Here is a 22,263-nt window from a genome sequence, read left to right as displayed (position 1 = left end):
GAGCCCCATGTCCAACGAAGCCAAGCTCCGCGACTACCTCAAGCGCGCCACGGCGGACCTGCGCGAGGCACGACAGCAGGCCAGGGAACTGGAGGAGAAGGCCCACGAACCCATCGCGATCGTGGGCATGGGGTGCCGCTACCCGGGCGGGGTGAAGTCCCCGGAGGACCTGTGGCAGCTGCTGTCGGAGGGGCGCGACGCGATCTCCGGCTTCCCCGAGGGACGGGGATGGAACCTGGACGGCTCCGGCGCCCCGGCCCGGGACCAGGACGCGCGGGGACCCGGCTCGATCCCCACCCGGAGCGGCGGATTCCTGCACGACGCGGACCTGTTCGACGCGGGGTTCTTCGGCGTCTCGCCGCTCGAGGCGGAGGCGATGGATCCGCAGCAGCGGCTGCTGCTGGAGGTGTCCTGGGAGGCGTTGGAGCGGGCGGGGATCCGTCCCGACACCCTGAAGGGCAGTGCGACCGGGGTCTTCACCGGGCTGATCTCCGGGGAGTACGTCTCCCGGCTGTCCTCCGTCCCCGCCGAGGCCGAGGGCTACGCCGGTACGGGGAACACGGCCAGTGTCGCGTCCGGCCGGGTGGCCTATGTGCTGGGGCTGGAGGGCCCGGCCGTGTCGGTGGACACGGCGTGCTCGTCGTCGCTGGTGGCGCTGCACCTGGCAGTGCAGTCGCTGCGGCGGGGCGAGTGCGCGATGGCGCTGGCCGGCGGTGTCACCGTCATGGCGGGCCCGTCCACGCTCGTCGAACTCGGCAAACAGGGCGGTCTGTCCCCGGACGGCCGGTGCCGGGCCTTCGGTGAGGGGGCCGAGGGGACGGGGTTCGGTGAGGGTTGCGGCGTGCTGGTGCTGGAGCGGTTGTCGGATGCGCGGCGGGCTGGGCGCCGGGTGTTGGGGGTGGTGCGGGGTTCGGCGGTGAACCAGGACGGTGCGTCGAACGGGTTGACGGCGCCGAGTGGTCGGGCGCAGGTGCGGGTGGTGCGCGGGGCCTTGGCGGATGCCGGGTTGGCGGCGGGTGACGTCGATGCGGTGGAGGCGCACGGGACGGGGACGCGGTTGGGGGATCCGATCGAGGCGCAGGCCTTGCTGTCCGCCTATGGGGTGGAGCGTGAAGTGCCTTTGTGGCTGGGGTCGGTGAAGTCGAACATCGGTCATACGCAGGCCGCGGCGGGTGTGGCGGGTGTGATGAAGATGGTGCTGGCGATGCGGCACGGGGTGCTGCCGCGGACGTTGCACGCGGAGGTGCCGTCATCGCATGTGGACTGGTCCTCGGGCGGGGTGGAGCTGCTGGCCGAGGCGCGGGAGTGGCCTGAGCTGGGCCGGCCGCGGCGGGCGGGTGTGTCCTCGTTCGGGATCAGTGGGACGAACGCGCATGTGATCGTGGAAGGGGTCACCGAAGAGCCAACTGCCGTAGCTGGGCGCCCTGTTGAGGATCTGGACGTGGTGCCGTGGGTGGTGTCCGGGCGGTCGGTGGAGGCGTTGCGGGCGCAGGCCGGCCGGCTGGCGGAGCACCTGACGGAGCGCCCGGAGGTCGGAGCGGGCAGCGTCGGCTGGTCGCTGGTCGCGCAGCGCTCGCTGTTCGAGCAGCGTGCCGTCGTGACGGGTGCCGACCGTGAAGAACTGCTCGCGGGGCTGCGCGTCCTGGCCGAGGGCGGCACGGCGGACAACGTCACCGTCACGCCCTCCACCACGCCCCCCGACGGTCGGCGCGGCACCGTCTTCGTCTTCCCCGGCCAGGGCTCCCAGTGGGCCGGCATGGCACGGGAACTGCTCGCCGGGTCACCGGCGTTCGAGGAACAGCTCCGCGCCTGCGACCAGGCCCTGGCCCCGTACGTCGACTGGTCCCTGCTCGACGTGCTGAACGGCCGTGACGGCGCGCCCCCGCTGCACCGGGTCGACGTCGTCCAGCCGGCCCTCTGGGCCGTGATGATCGGACTGGCCGCGGTCTGGCGCTCCCTGGGCGTGCGTCCCGACGCGGTGGTGGGCCACTCCCAGGGCGAGATCGCCGCCGCCCATGTCGCGGGAGCGCTGTCCCTGGATGACTCGGCCAAGATCGTCGCCATCCGCAGCCGGGCCCTGCTGCGCCTGGCGGGCACCGGTGGCATGGTCTCCGTCGCCGCCCCGGTCGAGGACGTGCGCGCACTGCTGGCCACCGTCGACGGCCATGCCGAGATCGCCGCGGTCAACGGCCCCTCCTCGACCGTGGTCTCGGGCGGCCCCGAGGCCCTCGACCAGGTCACGGCCCGCTGCGAGGCGGGCGGGATCGTGAGCCGCCGCATCGACGTCGACTACGCCTCCCACTCCGCGAGCGTCGAGCCGCTGCGTGAGCAGCTCCTGGCGGAGCTGGCCGGCATCACCCCCACGACCTGCGACACCGCCTTCTACTCCAGCGTCACCGCGACCGCCCTCGACACCGAGCGGCTGGACGCCGACTACTGGTACGAGAACCTCCGGCGGCCGATCCGGTTCCAGGAGGCCGTCCAGGCCGCGGCCGACGGCGGCCACGGGTTCGTCGTGGAATCCAGCCCGCACCCCGTCCTGACCGCCGGCATCGAGGAGACCCTCGGCGGCGAGCGGGTCGTCGTGGGCTCCCTGCGCCGTGACTACGGGGCCGTCCGGCAGATCCTCACGAACGCGGCCCGCCTCCACACCGGCGGACTGCCCGTCGACTGGTCCCAGCTCTTTGTCGGGGCGCGGCCGGTGGAGCTGCCGACCTACGCCTTCCAGCGCCGGTCCTACTGGCTGAAGGAGGACACCGCCGTCGCGGACGTGGCCTCCGCGGGTCTCGAAACGGTGGGGCACCCGCTGCTGGGCGCGGCGGTCGAGCGGCCCGACGGGAACGGCTGGGTGCTCACCGGCCGCCTCTCGCCCACGACCCACCCCTGGGCCGCGGACGTTCCGCACGCCGTACTGCTCGAACTGGCGCTGGCCGCGGCCGACCGGGCCGGGTGCGACCGGCTGGAGCGGCTGACCGTCGAGACGCCCCTGAGTCTCGGACGGACCGCGACCGACGTGCAGGTCGTGGTCGAGGCGCTGGGCCGCGGCCGCTGCTCCCTCGCCGTCTTCTCGCGGGCTTCCGGAACCTGGATCCGGCACGCCACCGGGGAACTGACCGAGACCCCGGTCGACGCCGGGCCGGCGCCGGCCGCCACGGGCCCGGACCACGAGGTCCTCCGGGCGGATGTGGAACTCCCGGCCCACACCGACCCCGTGGGGTACGGCGTGCACCCGGCGCTGCTGGCCGCCGCACTGCGACCGTTCGCCGGAACCGGTGCGCCCCGCACCTGGTCCGGCGTCGAGCTGTACGCCACCGGGGCCACCGCGCTGCACGTGTCGCTGACGCCCACGGGAGCCGGCACCGCGCGGGTGTCGGCGGTGGACGCGATGGGCGAACCGGTGCTGAGCATCGCCGAAGTGACGATGAGTCAGAACACCGAGGACACGGCCGAGGTCGAGTCCGAGGTCCACGACGACCTGTTCCACCTGGACTGGACCGCACTCGGCGGCCACGCCGTCCGGCCCTCCTCCGAAGACTCCTTGGGCGTGCTCGGCTCCGCCGACGGGCTCGCTCTCCCCGGTGCCGTGGCGTACCCCGACCCGGCCGCCCTGGCCCGGGCCGCCGAGGTGCCCGGCACGGTGATCCTCCCCTGCCTGGACGCGGAGGGCGACGGGCGGGACGTGCCCGGCGCGGCCCGGGCCGTCGCCCAGCGCGCACTGGAGGTGCTGCAGGACTGGCTGGCCGAGGGGCGGTTGGCCCGCTCGCGCCTCGTCGTCCTCACCCGCGGGGCCGTCGCGACCGCCCCCGACGAGGGCGTGAGCGCGCTGCCGGCCTCGGTCCTGTGGGGTCTGCTGCGCTCCGCCCAGACCGAGCACCCGGACCGCTTCGTCCTCCTGGACGTCGACACCGACCCGGACCGCGGCGTCCTGGCCGCGGCCCTCGCGACCGGCGAACCGCAACTCGCCCTGCGCGACGGCACCCTGCTCGCCCCCCGGCTCACCCGGACGGCACCGGCCGAGCTCCGGGCCCCGGTGTCGTTGGATCCGGAGGGGGCGGTGCTGCTGGTGGGTGGTACGGGGGTGTTGGGGGCGTTGCTGGCGCGTCATCTGGTGGTGGCGTGCGGGGTCCGGCATCTGGTGCTGGTGGGCCGTCGGGGTGTGGAGGCGCCCGGGGCGGCGACACTGCGGGACGAGCTGCTGGGGTTGGGCGCGCGCACTGTGGTGGTGCGGGCGTGTGACGCGGCCGACCGGGTGGCGTTGGGGGTGCTGGTCGACGAGGTGGTGGCCCAGCGTCCGCTGACGGGCGTGTTCCACCTGGCGGGTGTGCTGCGCGACGGGGTGCTGGTGTCACTGGGTGCGGAGGCGCTGGGGGAGGTGCTGCGGTCGAAGGTGGACGGTGCGTGGGCGTTGCACGAGGTGACGCGGGAGCGGTGCCCCGGGCTGGCGGCCTTCGTCGTGTACTCCTCGGTGTCGGGCCTGATCGGCGGTGCCGGTCAGGCGAACTACGCGGCGGCGAACACGTTCCTGGACGCGCTGGCGCAGGAGCGGTCGGCCCGGGGGCTGCCGGGTCTCTCGCTGGCGTGGGGGCTGTGGGAGCAGGAGTCCGGCATGACCGCCGGCCTCGACAAGGGCGACCTCGGCCGCATCCGGCGCTCCGGCGTCCTGCCGCTGCCCACGCCGCGGGCCCTCGCCCTCCTCGACCTCGCGATCCGCGCCCGCCGGCCCGTGGTGGCTCCCGTCCGCCTGGACTCCGTCGGCCTGCGCGAGCGCTCCGCCGGGCCGGTGCCCTCCGTCCTGCGCCGACTGGTACGCCGCCCGCGCCGGATCGCGGCCACCGGTGCCGAGTCGTTCTCCCTGGCCGGCCTGCTGTCCGGCGGCCGGGAGGACGAGCGCGGCCGCCGTCTGCTCGACCGACTGCGCGACCAGCTGCTCGAACACCCCGAGGTCTCCCACGCGGTCCCCGTCCTGGTACGGGCCGAAGATCCCGCGGAGCAGGAGCAGGAGCAGGAGCAGGAGCAGGAACAGGAGCGGACGACGGCCCGGGCCGAGACCAGGCTCGTGGCCTACGTCCTGCCCGGCCCGTCCCCGAAGGTGCTCCAGGAGCTCCGCGACCGCCTGCCGGCCCACCTGGCCCCCGTCGAGATCCTCGGCGCCGACGAGCCGCGGGCCCGGGAGGCGGTCCTCTGCGGGCTCTTCGCCGAACTGCTCGGCCTCACCCGGGTGGCACCCGGCGACAGCTTCTTCGACATCGGCGGCCAGTCCCTGCTCGCCACCCGCCTGATCAGCCGCGTCCGCGGTGTCCTCGACGCCGAGATCCAGCCCGGCGAGCTGTTCGAGCACCCGAGCCCGGGCGCCCTGGCACTCCGTCTCGGTCACGGAAGCGGGGAGCGGCGCACCCGCCTCGCGCCCGTCTCCCGACCGGACGTCCTTCCCCTCTCCTTCGCGCAGCAACGCCTCTGGTTCCAGCACAAGTTGGAGGGCCCGTCGGCGACGTACAACGTGCCGCTCGCGCTGTGGATGTCGGGGGAGCCGGACCCGGCGGCGCTGGCGGCCGCGCTGAACGACGTGGTGGGCCGGCACGAGTCGCTGCGGACGGTGTTCGAGGAGGTGGACGGCGAGCCGTGCCAGCGGGTGCTGTCCGAGTTCGAGGTGCCGTTGGAGGCACGGCGGCTCGAGACCGCCGACCTGCGCGGGGAGTTGGACGAGGCCGCCCGGTACGCCTTTGACCTGGCGACCGAAGTGCCCATCCGGTCCTGGCTGTTCAGCACCGGCCCGACCGAACACGTCCTGCTCGTCGTGCTGCACCACATCGCGGGTGACGGGTGGTCCATGGTGCCGCTGGCCCGTGACCTGGCGGAGGCCTACGCGGCCCGGCTGGAGGGTGCGGCGCCGGGGAGGGAGCCGCTGCCGGTGCAGTACGCGGACTACACCCTCTGGCAGCGGGACCTCCTGGGTGGGGCGGACGACCCCGACAGCCTCTTCGGCCGCCAAGTGGACTACTGGCGACAGGAGTTGGCCGACCTCCCGACGGAGGTGAGCGCCCCCGCCGACCGGGCGCGGCCCGCCGTGGCCTCGTACGCCGGAGACGTGACCCCCTTCGCGCTCGACCCGGACCTGCACCGCGCGCTGAGCGACCTGGCCCGCGCCCACGACGCCACCGTCTTCATGGTCCTGCAAGCCGCTCTCGCCGCCCTGCTGACCCGGCTCGGCGCCGGCACCGACATCCCGCTCGGCAGCGGCATCGCCGGCCGGACCGACGAGGCGCTCGACCGGCTGGTGGGCTTCTTCGTCAACATGCTGGTCCTGCGCACGGACACCTCGGGCGACCCGTCGTTCGCCGAACTCGTCGGCCGGGTACGGGAGACCAGCCTCGCCGCCTACGCCCACCAGGACGTCCCCTTCGAGTCCCTGGTGGAGGAGATCAACCCGCACCGTTCGACCGCCCACCACCCGCTGTTCCAGGTGGCCCTGACCCTGCAGAACAACGAGCAGGCCCGGTTCCGGATGCCCGGACTCGACGTCCGCCCGGAACTCGTCGGCACCGGGACCTCCCGCTTCGACCTCTTCTTCAGCCTGACGGAGAGCCACGGCGCGAACGGCGAACCCGCCGGCATCGACGCGTACGTCGAGTACGCCACGGAGCTCTTCGACGCCTCCACCGTCGACGCCCTGATCCACCGGTGGACCGCGTTCATGCGCGCCCTGGTCCGCGACCCAGCGGCCCCCATCGGCGCGGCGGACATCCTCACCCCGCGGGAGCACGCGCGGATCACCGGGTGGAACACCGGCCCCACCCGCGACACCACCGGGTCGAGCCTGCCGGCGCTGTTCGCCGCCCAGGCCGCCCGCACCCCCGACGCGACGGCCCTGGTCTGCGAGGACGTCGAACTGACCTACCGGGAACTGGACGCCCGCGCCAACCGGATCGCCCACTGGCTGCGCGCCCGGGGCATCGGCGCCGAGCAGCACGTGGCCGTCCTCTACGAGCGCTCGCCCGAGCAGATCGCGGCCGTCCTCGGCGTCCTCAAGGCGGGCGCCGCCTACGTCCCCCTCGACCCCGAGTACCTCGCCGAGCGGGTCGGCCACATCCTGGCCGACGCCGCCCCGGAGCTGATCCTGACCACCCGGGCGCTCGCCGACACGGTCGGCACCCTGCACGACGGCACCGAGACCGTGGCCACCGACGACCCAGGGACGGCCGCCGCCCTGGCCGGCTGCCCCGACCACGACCCGGAGCCCGCCGCACCGCCGCACCCCGGCCACCCGGCCTACGTCATCCACACCTCCGGCTCCACCGGCGTGCCCAAGGGCGTCGTCGTCACCCACCAGGGCCTCGGGAGCCTGGCGAGCACCCTGCTGCGACAGTGCGAGGTCACCCCCGACTCCCGGGTGCTCCAGCTGTCGTCGCCCGGCTTCGACGCGGCCGTCCTCGAACTGACCATGGCCTTCGCGGCCGGCGCCGCCCTCGTCCTGGGCGGCCGGGACCGCCTCGTCGGCGCCGAACTGGCCGACGTCCTGGCCGACCGCCGGATCACCCACGCGCTCATCCCGCCGTCCGTGCTCGGCACCCTGCCGGCCGGATCCGCCGAGGCGCTCACCGGGTTCCGCACCCTGATCGTGGGAGCCGAGGCGTGCGGCGCCGACCTGGTGCGGACCTGGTCGCCGGGACGCCGCATGGTCAACGCCTACGGCCCGACCGAGTCCACGGTCGTCGCGGCCATCAGCGAGCCGCTCACCGGCGGTGACGTACCGATCGGACGCCCCGTCGACAACACCCGGGTCCGGGTCCTGGACGAACGCCTGCGGCCGGTGCCGCCGGGCGTCCCCGGCGAGCTGTACCTGGCGGGCGCGGGCCTGGCCCGCGGCTACCTCGACCGGCCCGGGCTCAGCGCCCAGCGCTTCGTGGCCGATCCGTTCGGCCCGGCCGGCACCCGCATGTACCGCACGGGCGACGTCGTGCGCTGGACGGCGGAGGGGCAACTCGAGTACCTGGGCCGGGCCGACCAGCAGGTCAAGGTCCGCGGCTTCCGGATCGAACCCGGCGAGATCGAGGCCGTCCTGCGCGAGCAGTCCGGTGTCGCCCAGGCCGTGGTGGTGGTCCGCGAGGACCGCGAGGGCGACCCGCGGCTCGTCGCGTACATCGTGCCCGAGGGCGAGGGCGCCGAGGACGACCAGGTGGACGAGTGGCGCGAGATCTACGACGACGTCTACGGCGGTGCCGGGACGGAGACACCCGGGTTCGGCCAGGACTTCACCGGCTGGAACAGCTCCTACACCGGTGAGCCGATCCCGCTCGACGAGATGCGCGACTGGCGCGATGCCGCGGTGCGGCGCATCACGGAACGCCCGCCCCGGCGCGTCCTGGAGATCGGCGTGGGCTCCGGCCTGCTCTTCGGCCCGCTGGCCCCCCGGGCCGAGACCTACTGGGCGACGGACTTCTCCGCGCCCGTGATCGAACGCCTCACCGCCCAGTGCGAGACCGCCGGACTCGCCGACCGGGTACGGCTGCTGTGCCGGCCCGCCGACGTCGTGGAGGACATCCCGGCCGAGTACTTCGACACCGTCGTCCTCAACTCGATCATCCAGTACTTCCCCGACGCCGACTACCTGGCCCGGGTCCTGGACGGCGCGCTCGGCCGGCTCGCCCCCGGCGGGCGCATCGTCGTGGGCGACGTCCGCCACCGCGGCTCGCTGCGCGCCTTCCAGACCGGGATCCACCTCGGCCACGCGGCGGAGGACAGCACCGGCGAGCAGCTCAGGGCGGCCGTGGAACACGCGGTGATCATGGAGAAGGAGCTGGTCATCGACCCGGACTTCTTCACCGTCTGGGCGCGGCGCCACCCCGCGGCGGTGGCCGGCGTTGACATCCGGCTCAAGCGCGGCGCCCACCACAACGAGCTGACCAGGCACCGCTACGAGGTCGTCCTGCACAAGGCGGACGGGACCGCCCGGGCCGAGTCCCTCGCGAACGTGCCGGAACTCGTCTGGGGCCGCGATCTGACGAGCCTCCAGGACCTGGCAGGCCTGGACGCCCTCACCTCCGGGGCCGGGCCGGTCCGGGTCACCGGCCTCGTCAACAGTCGGCTGACCGGAGAGGTCGCGGCGGCGGAGGAACTCGCGCACGAGGCGTCGCCGCAGCGGCTCCGCGCCCGGCTGAGCACGGGGCGGGCCGACGGGAACACGCCCGAGGCCGTCGACCCGGAGGCCCTGCACGAGTGGGGCGAGCGGCACGGCTGCCAGGTGCTGACCACCTGGGCGCCCGGGGCGCCGGACGCCCTCGACGCCGTACTCGTTCCCGGCGGGCGCGCGGACGCCGTCTACACGGACGTGCACCGACCGGCGTACACCCAGGACAAGCCCCTGTCGGCCCTGGTGAACAACCCCCTGGGCTCCCGGACGACCGGCCGGGTCCTGGCCGGGCTGCGGGACGCCCTGCGGCAGCGGCTGCCCGAGTACATGGTGCCGTCCGCCGTCATCGCCCTCGACGCGCTGCCGCTCACCTCCAGCGGCAAACTCGACCGGCGGGCCCTCCCGGCTCCCGACTACGCGTCGCGGTCGGCGCGCGGGCCCCGTACACCGCGGGAGGAGATCCTCTGCGGCCTGTTCGCGGAGGTGCTGGGAGTCGACCGGGTCGGGATCGACGACGACTTCTTCGACCTGGGCGGGCATTCGCTGCTGGCGACGCGGCTGGTGAGTCGTGTGCGGTCGGTGCTGGGCGTGGAACTGCCGTTGCGTGCGGTGTTCGAGTCGCCGACGGTGGCGGGGCTGGTCGAGCGGCTGGCTTCGGGTGCGGTGGTGCGGCCGGAGCTGGTGGCGGGGGTGCGGCCGGAGCGTTTGCCGTTGTCGTTCGCGCAGCAGCGGTTGTGGTTCCTGCACCGGTTGGAGGGTCCGTCGGCGACGTACAACATGCCGTTGGCGATGCGGTTGTCGGGTGCGCTGGACCGGGGTGCGTTGGCGGCCGCGTTGGATGACGTGGTGGGCCGGCACGAGTCGCTGCGGACGGTGTTCGCGGAGGTGGACGGCGAGCCGTGCCAGCGGGTGCTGAACGGCGTGCGGGTGCCGTTCGAGGTGTCCGAGGTCGAACCGGCAGTTTTGCGCCGGGAGTTGGGCGAGGCCGCGCGGTACGCCTTCGACCTTTCGACTGAACTGCCCATCCGTTCCTGGCTGTTCGGTACCGGTCCGTCGGAGCACGTCCTGCTCGTGGTGCTGCACCACATCGCGGGCGACGGGTGGTCCATGGCGCCGCTGGCCCGTGACCTGGCGGAGGCCTATGCGGCCCGGCTGGAGGGTGTGGCGCCGGGGTGGGAGCCGCTGCCGGTGCAGTACGCGGACTACACGCTGTGGCAGCGCGAGCTGCTGGACGGTGTAAGGGAGGATGAACTCGCCTATTGGCGTGGTCAGTTGGCTGGCCTGCCGGGGGAGGTGAGCCCGCCCGCCGACCGGGCTCGGCCGGCCCTGGCCTCGTACGCGGGAGAGACGGCGTCGTTCGGGCTGAGCCCGGCCCTGCACCGTGCCGTCGGCGAGGTGGCGCGTGCCCATGACGCCACCGTGTTCATGGTGCTCCAGGCGGCCTTGGCCGTGCTGTTGTCCCGTCTGGGTGCGGGGGAGGACGTTCCCATCGGTTCGCCGGTGGCGGGGCGTTCGGACGAGGCGCTGGACGATCTGGTCGGGTTCTTCGTGAACACGCTGGTGCTGCGGACGGACGTGTCGGGTGATCCGTCGTTCGCCGAGCTGGTGGGTCGGGTGCGTGAGGCGGGTCTGGGTGCGTTGGCGCATCAGGACGTGCCGTTCGAGTACCTGGTGGAGGAGTTGAACCCCCGGCGGTCGGCGGCTCGGCATCCGCTGTTCCAGGTGATGCTGGCCTTGCAGAACACCGAGCAGGCGCGGTTCGAACTGCCCGGCCTGGAGGTGGCGGCGGAGCCGGTGGGCACGGGCGTGTCCCGGGTCGACCTCACCCTCAGCCTCGCCGAGGACCCTGACGGCGGGATGCGCGGGGTCGCGGAGTTCGCGACGGACCTCTTCGACCGCTCCACCGTCGAGGTGCTCCTCGACCGGTGGGTGCGCTTGCTGGAGGGGCTGACCGCGCGGCCGGAACTGCCGGTGGCCCAGGCCGACATCCTCACCCCCGAGGAGCGCCGGCAGCTGCTGCCGGGCCGGAACGACACGGACCTGCCCGCGCGCAGCCTGGTCACGGCGTTCCGGGCGCAGGTCGAGCGGGTCCCCGACGCCGTCGCGGTCGTCGCCGACGGCACCCGGCTCACGTACGCCCAGCTCGACGAGCGGGCCGACCGCCTCGCCCGTGAGCTGACCGGCCGTGGTGTCGGCGCGGAACGCCTGGTGGCCATCGCCATGCCGCGGTCGATCGGCTTCGTGGTCGCGGTGCTGGCCGTGGTCAAGGCCGGCGGCATGTACCTGTCGCTCGACGCGCGCTACCCGGAGAGCCAGGTCCGCAGGATGTGGGCGGACAACGACGTCAACCTGCTGCTGACCGACTCGCCGACCCGCGTCCCGGCCTTCGTGCCCGGGGACCAGGTGCTGCTCGTCCAGGACGACGCCGCACACGTCCCGTCCACGTCCACGTCCCCGTCCGCCCCGTCCACCCCGTCCGCCGGCGACCGCGGCGCGGCCCCCGACCCCGACCAGCTGGCCTGCGTCATCTACACGTCCGGATCCACCGGCACCCCGAAGGGCATCGGGCTCACCCACGCCGACATCACGTCCCTGGCCGACGACCCCGTGGTCGGCGGGTACCCCGCACGGGTGCTCCTCCACTCGCCGACCGCCTGGGACGCCCTGCCGTTCGAGCTGTGGATGCCCCTCCTGCTCGGCGGCCGGGTCGTCATCGCCCCCGACGTGCCGCTCGACGGACCGCATCTGCGCGACATCGTCCGCGACCACGGCATCACCTCCATGTGGATCACCGCGGGACTGTTCAAGGCGATGGCCGAGGACCACCCCGACTGCTTCGCGTCCATGCGGCAGGTCTTCACCGGCGGCGAGGTCGTCCCGCAGGGCCCGGTGCGACGCGTCATGGCGGCCTGCCCGGACCTCACCGTGGTCAACGGCTACGGACCGGGTGAGACCACCACCTTCGCCACCCTGCACGCGATGGCGCCCGGCCACGACCCCGAGCCGTCCCTGCCGATCGGCCGGCCGGTCACCGGCAAGCAGGTGTACGTCCTCGACGAGCGCCTCGGCCTGGTGCCGCCCGGCGTGGTGGGCGAGCTGTACGTCGCCGGCGCCGGTATGGCGCGCGGGTACCTGGGGCAGCCGGGGCTCAGCGCCCAGCGCTTCGTGGCGGACCCGTACGGCCCGGCCGGCACCCGCATGTACCGCACGGGCGACCTCGCCCGCTGGAACCGGGACGGCCTGCTGGAGTTCGCCGGCCGGGCCGACCACCAGGTCAAGATCCGGGGCTTCCGGATCGAACCGGGCGAGGTCGAGTCGGGGCTGCGGCGCTGCGCCGGAGTGGCGCACGCCACCGTCGTCGTCCACACCGTCCGGGAGGGCGATGTCCGTCTGGTCGCCTACGTGGTGACCGAGCCCGGCACCGGGTTCGACCCGTCCGCGATCGCCGGGGAACTGCGCGGGCGGCTCCCGGAGTACATGGTCCCCGCCCTGATCACGACCGTCCCCGCCATACCCCTGACGCCGAACGGGAAGGTGGACCGGGCCGCGTTGCCGGCGCCCGACTTCGGCGCCCTGGTGTCGGAGGGCGGCCGGGGGCCCCGTTCGGCGCGTGAGGCGGCGCTGTGCGAGGTGTTCGCGGAGGTGCTGGGAGTCGAACGGGTCGGGATCGACGACGACTTCTTCGACCTGGGCGGTCATTCGCTCCTGGTGATGCGGTTGATGGGCCGTGTCCGTGAACGGCTGGCTGCGGAGCTGCCGCTGCGTGCGGTGTTCGAGTCGCCGACGGTGGCGGGGCTGGTCGAGCGGCTGGCTTCGGGTGCGGTGGTGCGGCCGGAGCTGGTGGTGGGGGTGCGGCCGGAGCGGTTGCCGTTGTCGTTCGCTCAGCAGCGGTTGTGGTTCCTGCACCGCTTGGAGGGTCCGTCGGCGACGTACAACATGCCCTTGGGGCTGCGGTTGTCGGGTGTGCTGGACCGGGGTGCGTTGGCGGCCGCGTTGGATGACGTGGTGGGCCGGCACGAGTCGCTGCGGACGGTGTTCGCGGAGGTGGACGGCGAGCCGTGCCAGCGGGTGCTGGCCGGGGTCCGGGCGGCGTTCGAGGTGTGCGAGGTCGAACCGGCAGTTTTGCGCCGGGAGTTGGACGAGGCCGCGCGGTACGCCTTCGACCTTTCGACTGAACTGCCCATTCGGTCCTGGCTGTTCAGTACCGGTCCGTCGGAGCACGTCCTGCTCGTCGTGCTGCACCACATCGCGGGCGACGGCTGGTCCATGGCGCCGCTGGCCCGTGACCTGGCCGAGGCGTACACGGCCCGGCTGGAGGGTGCGGCGCCCGGGTGGGAGCCGCTGCCGGTGCAGTACGCGGACTACACGCTGTGGCAGCGCGAGGTCCTGGACGAGGTGCGCGACGGCCAGATCGCCTACTGGCGCGGCCAGTTGGAGGAGCTCCCGCAGGAGGTGAGCCTGGCCGCCGACCGCGTGCGGCCGGCAGTCGCCTCGTACACGGGTGACGTGACCACCTTCGCCCTCGACCCGGACCTGCACCGCGCACTGGGCGAGCTCGCGCGGTCGTCGAACGCCACGTTGTTCATGGTGCTGCAGGCTGGCCTCGCCGTGCTGCTGTCCCGTCTGGGTGCGGGGGAGGACGTCCCCATCGGTTCGCCGGTGGCGGGGCGTTCGGACGAGGCGCTGGACGATCTGGTCGGGTTCTTCGTGAACACGCTGGTGTTGCGGACGGACGTGTCGGGTGATCCGTCGTTCGCCGAGCTGGTGGGCCGGGTGCGTGAGGCGGGTCTGGGTGCGTTGGCGCATCAGGACGTGCCGTTCGAGTACCTGGTGGAGGAGTTGAACCCCCGGCGGTCGGCGGCTCGGCATCCGTTGTTCCAGGTGATGCTGGCCTTGCAGAACACCGAGCAGGCCCGGTTCGAACTGCCGGGTCTGGAGGTGGCGGAGGAACCGGTGGGCACGGGTGTGTCCCGGATGGACCTGACGCTCAGCCTCGCCGAGGAGCCCGGCGGCGGGATGCGGGGAATCGCCGAGTTCGCGACGGACCTGTTCGAGCGGTCCACCGTCGAGCTGTTCCTCGACCGGTGGGTGCGCTTGTTGCAAGGGCTGGCGGCGCGGCCGGAACTGCCGGTCGGCCAGGCCGACATCCTCACCCCCGAGGAGCGGCACCAGCTGCTGTCGGGCTGGAACGACACCGGCCGGGACGTGCCGATGACGACCGTGCCGGAGCTGTTCGCCGCGCAGGCGGCCCGGACGCCCGAGGCCACGGCCCTGGTCGCCGGGGCCGCACGGCTCACCTACGCCCAGCTGAACGCCCGGGCCAACCGGATCGCCCACTGGCTCATCGCCCAGGGCGTCCGGCCGGGCGACACGGTGGCCGTGGCGCTGCCCAGGTCGGTCGAACTGGTCGCCGTGCTCCTGGCCACGCACAAGGCCGGTGCCGCGTACCTGCCGCTGGACCTGGACTACCCGGCGGAGCGCACCGCGTTCATGTGCCGTGACGCGGAGCCCGCGTACGTGGTCGACGACCTCGACCTGATCAGCGGGCTGCTCGACGGGGACGGCGGTGACGCCACCGGGCCGGCCGTCGAACAGCACCCCGGCCTTCCCGCCTACGTGATCTACACCTCGGGCTCCACCGGGCGCCCCAAGGGCGTTGTCGTCCCGCAGCGGGCCATCGTCAACCGGCTCCTGTGGATGCAGGACGAGTACGGGCTCGGCCCCGACGACCGGGTCCTCCAGAAGACCCCGTCGAGCTTCGACGTCTCCGTCTGGGAGTTCTTCTGGCCGCTCGTCACCGGCGCCACGCTCGTGGTCGCGGAACCCGGAGGCCACCGGGACCCGGCGTACCTGAGCCGGCTGATCCAGACGGAGGCCGTCACCACCGTCCACTTCGTGCCGTCCATGCTGGAAGCGTTCCTCGCCGACGAGTCCACCGCCCGCTGCACCGGCCTGACCCGGGTGATGTGCAGCGGGGAGGCGCTCCCGGCGGACCTGGCCGCGCGGTTCCACGACACGCTGCCCCACGCGGAACTGCACAACCTCTACGGCCCGACCGAGGCCGCGGTGGACGTCAGCTCCTGGCACAGCGTCGCCGACCCGGGGGTCGTACCCATCGGCCGGCCGGTCTGGAACACCCGCCTGTACGTGCTCGACGCGGCGCTGCGACCGGTGGCTCCCGGCGCCCCCGGCGAGTTGTACATCGCCGGAGTCCAGCTGGCCGACGGCTACCTGCGGCGGCCGGGGGTGACGGCCGAGCGGTTCGTGGCCAACCCCTTCGGCGCACCCGGCGACCGCATGTACCGCACGGGAGACCTCGCCCGCTGGACGGCCGACGGCGTCCTCCAGTTCCTCGGCCGGGCCGACCAGCAGGTCAAGATCCGGGGCTTCCGGATCGAGCCGGCCGAGATCGAGGCGGCTCTCACCACCCATCCGGCGGTTCGCCAGGCCCTGGTCGTCGCCCGGGAGAACGCCCTGGTGGCTTACGCGGTGCCGGAGGAGGGCACCGGGATCGACACCCGGCAGCTCCGGGAACACCTGCGGGCCACCCTGCCGGACCACATGATCCCGGCAGCCGTCGTCCCCCTGGACCGGCTTCCCCTCACCCCGAGCGGGAAGGTGGACCGGGCCGCGTTGCCGGTGCCCGACTTCGGCGGGTCGGTGTCGGAGGGTGGCCGGGGGCCCCGTTCGGCGCGTGAGGCCGCTTTGTGCGAGGTGTTCGCGGAGGTGCTGGGGGTCGACCGGGCCGGGATCGACGACGACTTCTTCGACCTGGGCGGGCATTCGCTGCTGGCGACGCGGCTGGTGAGCCGTGTTCGGTCGGTGCTGGGCGTGGAACTGCCGTTGCGCGCGGTGTTCGAGTCGCCGACGGTGGCCGGGCTGGTCGAGCGGCTGGCTTCGGGTGCGGTGGTGCGGCCGGAGCTGGTGGCGGGGGTGCGGCCGGAGCGGTTGCCGCTGTCCTTCGCGCAGCAGCGGTTGTGGTTCCTGCACCGCTTGGAGGGGCCGTCGGCGACGTACAACATGCCGTTGGCGATGCGGTTGTCGGGCGCGTTGGACCGGGGTGCGTTGGCGGCCGCGTTGGATGACGTGGTGGGTCGGCACGAGTCGCTGCGGACGGTGTTCGCGGAGGTGGACGGCGAGCCGTGCCAGCGGGTGCTGGCCGGAGTTCAGGTGCCGTTCGAGGTGTCCGAGGTCGAACCGGCAGTTTTGCGCCGGGAGTTGGACGAGGTCGCGCGGTACGCCTTCGACCTTTCGACCGAACTGCCCATTCGGGCATGGCTGTTCGGTACCGGTCCGTCGGAGCACGTCCTGCTCGTCGTACTGCACCACATCGCTGGTGACGGCTGGTCCATGGCGCCGCTGGCCCGTGACCTGGCCGAGGCGTACACGGCCCGGCTGGAGGGTGCGGCGCCGGGGTGGGAGCCGCTGCCGGTGCAGTACGCGGACTACACGCTGTGGCAGCGTGAGGTCCTGGACGACGTTCTCGACGGCCAGATCGCCTACTGGAGTGGCCAGTTGGCAGGCCTTCCCGAGGAGGTAAGCCCGCCCGCCGACCGGGTCAGGCCGGCCGTGGCCTCCTATGCCGGCGACATGACGTCCTTCGTCCTCGATCCGGACCTGCACCGTGCCGTCGGCGAGGTGGCGCGTGCCCATGACGCCACGGTGTTCATGGTGCTCCAGGCGGCCTTGGCGGTGCTGCTGTCCCGGTTGGGGGCGGGGGAGGACGTCCCCATCGGTTCTCCCGTCGCGGGGCGTTCGGACGAGGCGCTGGACGATCTGGTCGGGTTCTTCGTGAACACGCTGGTGCTGCGGACGGACGTGTCGGGTGATCCGTCGTTCGCCGAGCTGGTCGGCCGGGTGCGTGAGGCGGGTCTGGGCGCGCTGGCGCATCAGGACGTACCGTTCGAGTACCTGGTGGAGGAGTTGAACCCCCGGCGGTCGGCGGCTCGGCATCCGCTGTTCCAGGTGATGCTGGCCTTGCAGAACACCGAGCAGGCGCGATTCGAACTGCCCGGCCTGGAGGTGGCGGAGGAACCGGTGGGCACGGGCGTGTCCCGGATGGACCTCACGCTCAGCCTCGCCGAGGAGCCCGGCGGCGGGATGCGGGGTGTCGCGGAGTTCGCGACGGACCTGTTCGACCGGTCCACCGTCGAGGGGTTCCTCGACCGGTGGGTGCGGCTGCTGGAGGCGTTGACCGCGCGGCCGGAGCTGCCGGTCGGTCAGGCCGACATCCTCGCCCCCGACGAACACCGCGAACTGTCGCGGCTGGACTACGTCCTGGACCGGAACCTCCGACTCGTGCCACGGGGTGTCGTGGGCGAGCTGTACGCCAGGGGCGCGGAGAGCGACCTGGCCGGCAGTAACCCGGAGCGCTGGGTGCCGGATCCGTTCGGTGCGCCGGACGCGCGGATGTACCGCACGGGTGACCTGGCCCGCCGCCGGACCGACGACGGGCACCTGGAACTCGTCGGCCCCGCCGACCCGTTGGCCGCCGCCCTGGAGATCGAAGCCGTCCTGCGGACACTGCCCGGCGTCGCCGAGGCCGCCGTGGTGGTGGACGGCGAGGCGACGCGGTCGGTGGCCTATGTGGTGCCGCTCGTCATGAACCAGTTCTCCGTGTCGCGCCTGCACGAGGACCTGAAGCACCGGCTGCCGGAACACCGGCTGCCCGCGGTGGTCATGCCCGTCCCCGCCCTCCCGCTGACGGCGGACGGTGCGCTCGACCGGGCCGCCCTGCCCGACCCCGACCCCGACCACGCGCCGCGGGCGGTGCGGACGACGCGCTCGCCGCAGGAGGAGATCCTCTGCGGTCTGTTCGCGGAGGTGCTGGGGGTCGACCGGGTCGGGATCGACGACGGGTTCTTCGGTCTGGGCGGTCACTCGTTGATGGCGGCCCGGCTGGTGAGCCGGGTGCGGTCGGTGCTGGGTGTGGAGCTGCCGTTGCGTGCGGTGTTCGAGTCGTCGACGGTGGCCGGGTTGGCGGAGCGGTTGTCTTCCGGTGGTGTGGTGCGCCCGGAGTTGGTGGCGGGGGTGCGGCCGGAGCGGTTGCCGTTGTCGTTCGCTCAGCAGCGGCTGTGGTTCCTGCACCGCTTGGAGGGTCCGTCGGCGACGTACAACATGCCCTTGGGGCTGCGGTTGTCGGGCGCGTTGGACCGGGGTGCGCTGGCGGCCGCGTTGGACGACGTGGTGGGCCGGCACGAGTCGCTGCGGACGGTGTTCGCGGAGGTGGACGGCGAGTCGTGCCAGCGGGTGCTGGCCGAGGCGCCGGTCCCGCTGGTGACGGTGGAGGTCGACGCCGGCGGACTGCGCGACGCGATGGCCGAGGCCGCCCGGTACGCCTTCGACCTGGCGGCGGAGATCCCGCTCCGGGCGTGGTTGTTCGCCTCGGGCCCGTCGGAGCACGTCCTGCTCGTCGTGCTGCACCACATCGCGGGTGACGGTTGGTCGTTGGCGCCGCTGGCGCGTGATCTGGCGGAGGCGTACACGGCCCGGTTGGAGGGTTCGGCGCCCGGGTGGGAGCCGCTGCCGGTGCAGTACGCGGACTACACGCTGTGGCAGCGCGAGGTCCTGGACGAGGTGCGCGACGGTCAGATCGCCTACTGGCGCGGCCAGTTGGCGGAACTTCCGGAGGAGGTGAGCCTGCCGGCCGACCGTGCTCGGCCGGCGGTGGCCTCGTACGCGGGAGGGACGGCGTCGTTCGAGCTGGGCCCGGACCTGCACCGCGCACTGGGCGAGCTCGCGCGGTCGTCGAACGCGACGTTGTTCATGGTGTTGCAGGCGGGTCTCGCCGTGCTGCTGTCCCGCCTGGGTGCGGGGGAGGACGTCCCCATCGGCTCTCCGGTGGCCGGTCGCTCCGACGGGTCCCTGGACGACCTGGTCGGGTTCTTCGTGAACACGCTGGTGCTGCGGACGGACGTGTCGGGTGATCCGTCGTTCGCCGAGCTGGTGGGTCGGGTGCGCGAGGCGGGTCTGGGTGCGTTCGCGCATCAGGACGTGCCGTTCGAGTACCTGGTGGAGGAGTTGAACCCCCGGCGGTCGGCGGCTCGGCATCCGCTGTTCCAGGTGATGCTGGCCTTGCAGAACACCGAGCAGGCCCGCTTCGAACTGCCCGGCCTGGAGGTGGCGGAGGAACCGGTGGGCACGGGCGTGTCCCGGGTCGACCTCACCCTCAGCCTGGTCGAGGAGCCGGGTGGCGGGGTGCGCGGGGTCGCGGAGTTCGCGACGGACCTCTTCGACCGGTCCACCGTCGAGGGGTTCCTGGGCCGGTGGGTGCGCTTGCTGGAGGGGCTGGCCGCGCGGCCGGAACTTCCGGTGGCCCAGGTCGACGTCCTCACGCCCGAGGAGCGGCACCATCTCCTGTCGGGCTGGAACGACACCGGCCGGGACGTGCCGGCGACGACCGTGCCGGAGCTGTTCGCCGCGCAGGCGGCCCGGACGCCCGAGGCCGAGGCCCTGGTCGCCGGGGCCGCGCGGCTCAGCTACGCGCAGCTGAACGCCCGGGCCAACCGGATCGCCCACTGGCTGCTCGCCCGGGGCATCCGACCGGGCGACACGGTGGCGCTGATGTACGAGCGGTCGGCGGACCTGGTGGCCGCACTCCTCGGCGTCCTCAAGACGGGCGCGGCCTACCTGCCGGTCGACCCGGAGTTCCCGAGCGCCCGGGTGGCGCACATCCTCACCGAGGCCGCCCCCGCCCTCCTGCTCACCAGCGACGCCGTCGCCACGGGCGCCGGAGCGGACGCCCTCGCGGAGCGTCCGTCCTCGGCGACGGTCGTCACCGACGCCCCCGGCACCGCGGCCGCCCTGGCACTGTGCCCGGACACCGACCCGGCGCCGGTCGCCGGCGCCGCGGACCCGGCCTACGTCCTCTACACCTCCGGATCCACGGGCGCGCCCAAGGGCGTGGTCGTGGAGCACGGGGCGCTGTCGAACTTCCTCGCCGACATGGCCGCGCGCTTCCCGCTGACCACCGGGGACCGCTGGCTGGGTGTGACGACCGTCGGGTTCGACATCTCCGTGCTGGAGCTCTGCCTGCCGCTGACCAGCGGCGCCACGCTGGTGCTCGCCGACCGTGACACGGCCCGCACGCCCGCCGCGCTCGCCGGTCTGCTCCGGGCCACCGGAGCCACCGTCATGCAGGCGACCCCCACGCTGTGGCGGGCCCTCGCCGACGAGCAACCCGAGTGCCTCGACGGGCTCCGGGTCCTGGTGGGCGGCGAGGCGCTCCCGCCCGACCTCGCGCGGACCCTCGCCGCCCGCGCCGCCGAGGTCGTCAACCTGTACGGACCGACCGAGACCACCATCTGGTCCACGGCGGCCGGCATCGCCCCCGGGGCGGCACCGGAGCGCACGCCCATCGGAACGCCGATCGCCAACACGCGGGTGCACGTCCTCGACGAGCGCCTCGGCCTGGTGCCGCCCGGCGTGGTGGGCGAGCTGTACATCGCCGGCGCCGGCGTGGCGCGCGGGTACCTGGGGCAGCCCGGGCTGACCGCCCAGCGCTTCGTGGCGGACCCGTACGGCCCGGCGGGCACCCGCATGTACCGCACTGGCGACCTGGTGCGCTGGAACCGGGACGGCCTGCTGGAGTTCGCCGGCCGGGCCGACCAGCAGGTCAAGATCCGGGGCTTCCGGATCGAACCGGGCGAGATCGAGGTCCTGCTCCGGGAACAGCCCGGCGTGGCGCACGCCGTGGCGGTGGTACGGGAGGACCGGCCGGGAGACCAGCGGCTGGTCGCCTACGTGGTGCCCGACGAGCCGGCCGACGCGCCGCACCTCGCCGAACGCCGCGACCTCCGGGACGCCCTGCGCCTGCGGCTGCCCGAGTACATGGTGCCGTCGGCCGTGCTCACCCTGCCCGCCCTGCCGCTGACCCCGAACGGCAAGCTCGACCGCCGAGCCCTGCCGGCCCCGGACCGGGGCACCGCCGGCCGCGGGCCCGCCTCCCCCCAGGAGGCGGTGCTGGCCGGGCTGTTCGCCGAGGTCCTCGGGGTGGAGCGGGTCGGCGTGGACGACGGGTTCTTCGACCTGGGCGGCCACTCCCTGCTCGCCACCCGGCTGATCGACCGCGTCCGGGACGTGCTGGGCGTGGAGCTGCCGCTGCGCGCCCTGTTCGAGACCTCCGACGTGGCCGGGCTCGCCCGCCGCCTCGACGCGGACCACGACGGCTCGGCCGACGCCTTCGGTGTCGTCCTGCCCCTGCGGCCCCGCGCCGAGGGCGTGCCGCTGTTCTGCGTCCACCCGGGCGGCGGCCTGAGCTGGTCGTACGCCGGACTGCTGCGGCACCTGCCCGCGGAGGTGCCCGTCTACGGCATCCAGGCCCGTGGACTGTCCGAGCCGGACGACCTGCCGGGCAGCGTCGAGGAGATCGCCGACGACTACATCGCCGAGCTCCTCCGGCTGCGTCCCGAGGGCCCCTTCCCGTTGCTGGGCTGGTCGTTCGGCGGGGTGGTCGCCCACGCCATGGCGGCCCGGCTGCGGGAGCGCGGGTTCGACGTCCCGTTCCTGGTCCTCCTCGACGCGCAGCCCGCGCGGCCCAGGACCGCCGAGGAACTCGCCGAGGAGGCGACCCTCGACACGTCCATGGTGTACCGGACGCTGCTGACGGCGTTCGGAGTGCCCGTCGGCGACGGGGAACCGCTTACGTACGCGCGGTTCACGGAGCTGGCCCGTGAGCACCACGCGGCCGTGGCCGACTTCACCGAGGACCGGATCGCCGACGTCCTGCGGGTCATGGCCAACGACCTCCGGATCACCCCCGCCCACCGGCACACGCCGGTGGCGACGGAGGCCGTCGTGTTCGCGGCCACCCGGAAGGACCCGTCCGACCTGGTCACCCCGGAGATGTGGGCCCCGTACATCGACGGGCCGCTCGACCACCGCACGGTCGACTGCGGCCACGCCGCGATGGCCGGCCCGGAGGCGCTGCGGGTGATCGGGCCGATCCTCGCCGAGAGGATGCGCCGGCTCTCCTGAGCGGCGTGCCGGGGAACCGCGTGCCGGGAAACCGAGTGCCGGGGAACCGTGGGCCCGGGCAACCGCGGCCACGGTTCCCCGGGCCCGCGGGGAGAGACCGGAGACCAGCTCCAGAAGTCCGTAGATCCGTAGACGCAGAGATTCCGTAGACGCAGAGATGA

General features: G+C 73.6%; 1 protein-coding gene. It reads left to right on the top strand.

Translation table 11 applies throughout. From position 1 onward, the window contains the following. Positions 1–7 precede the first annotated feature (7 nt). Positions 8–22,102 (top strand): amino acid adenylation domain-containing protein, encoded by a 22,095-nt coding sequence (locus ACLWS4_RS28720; RefSeq protein WP_416875640.1) that lies wholly within the window; start codon positions 8–10, stop codon positions 22,100–22,102. The last annotated feature ends 161 nt before the right edge of the window (positions 22,103–22,263 follow it).

The sequence above is a fragment of the Kitasatospora sp. SC0581 genome (genome assembly GCF_048159585.1).
Classification (GTDB): domain Bacteria; phylum Actinomycetota; class Actinomycetes; order Streptomycetales; family Streptomycetaceae; genus Kitasatospora.
This window is presented reverse-complemented; position numbering and strand designations above follow the sequence as displayed.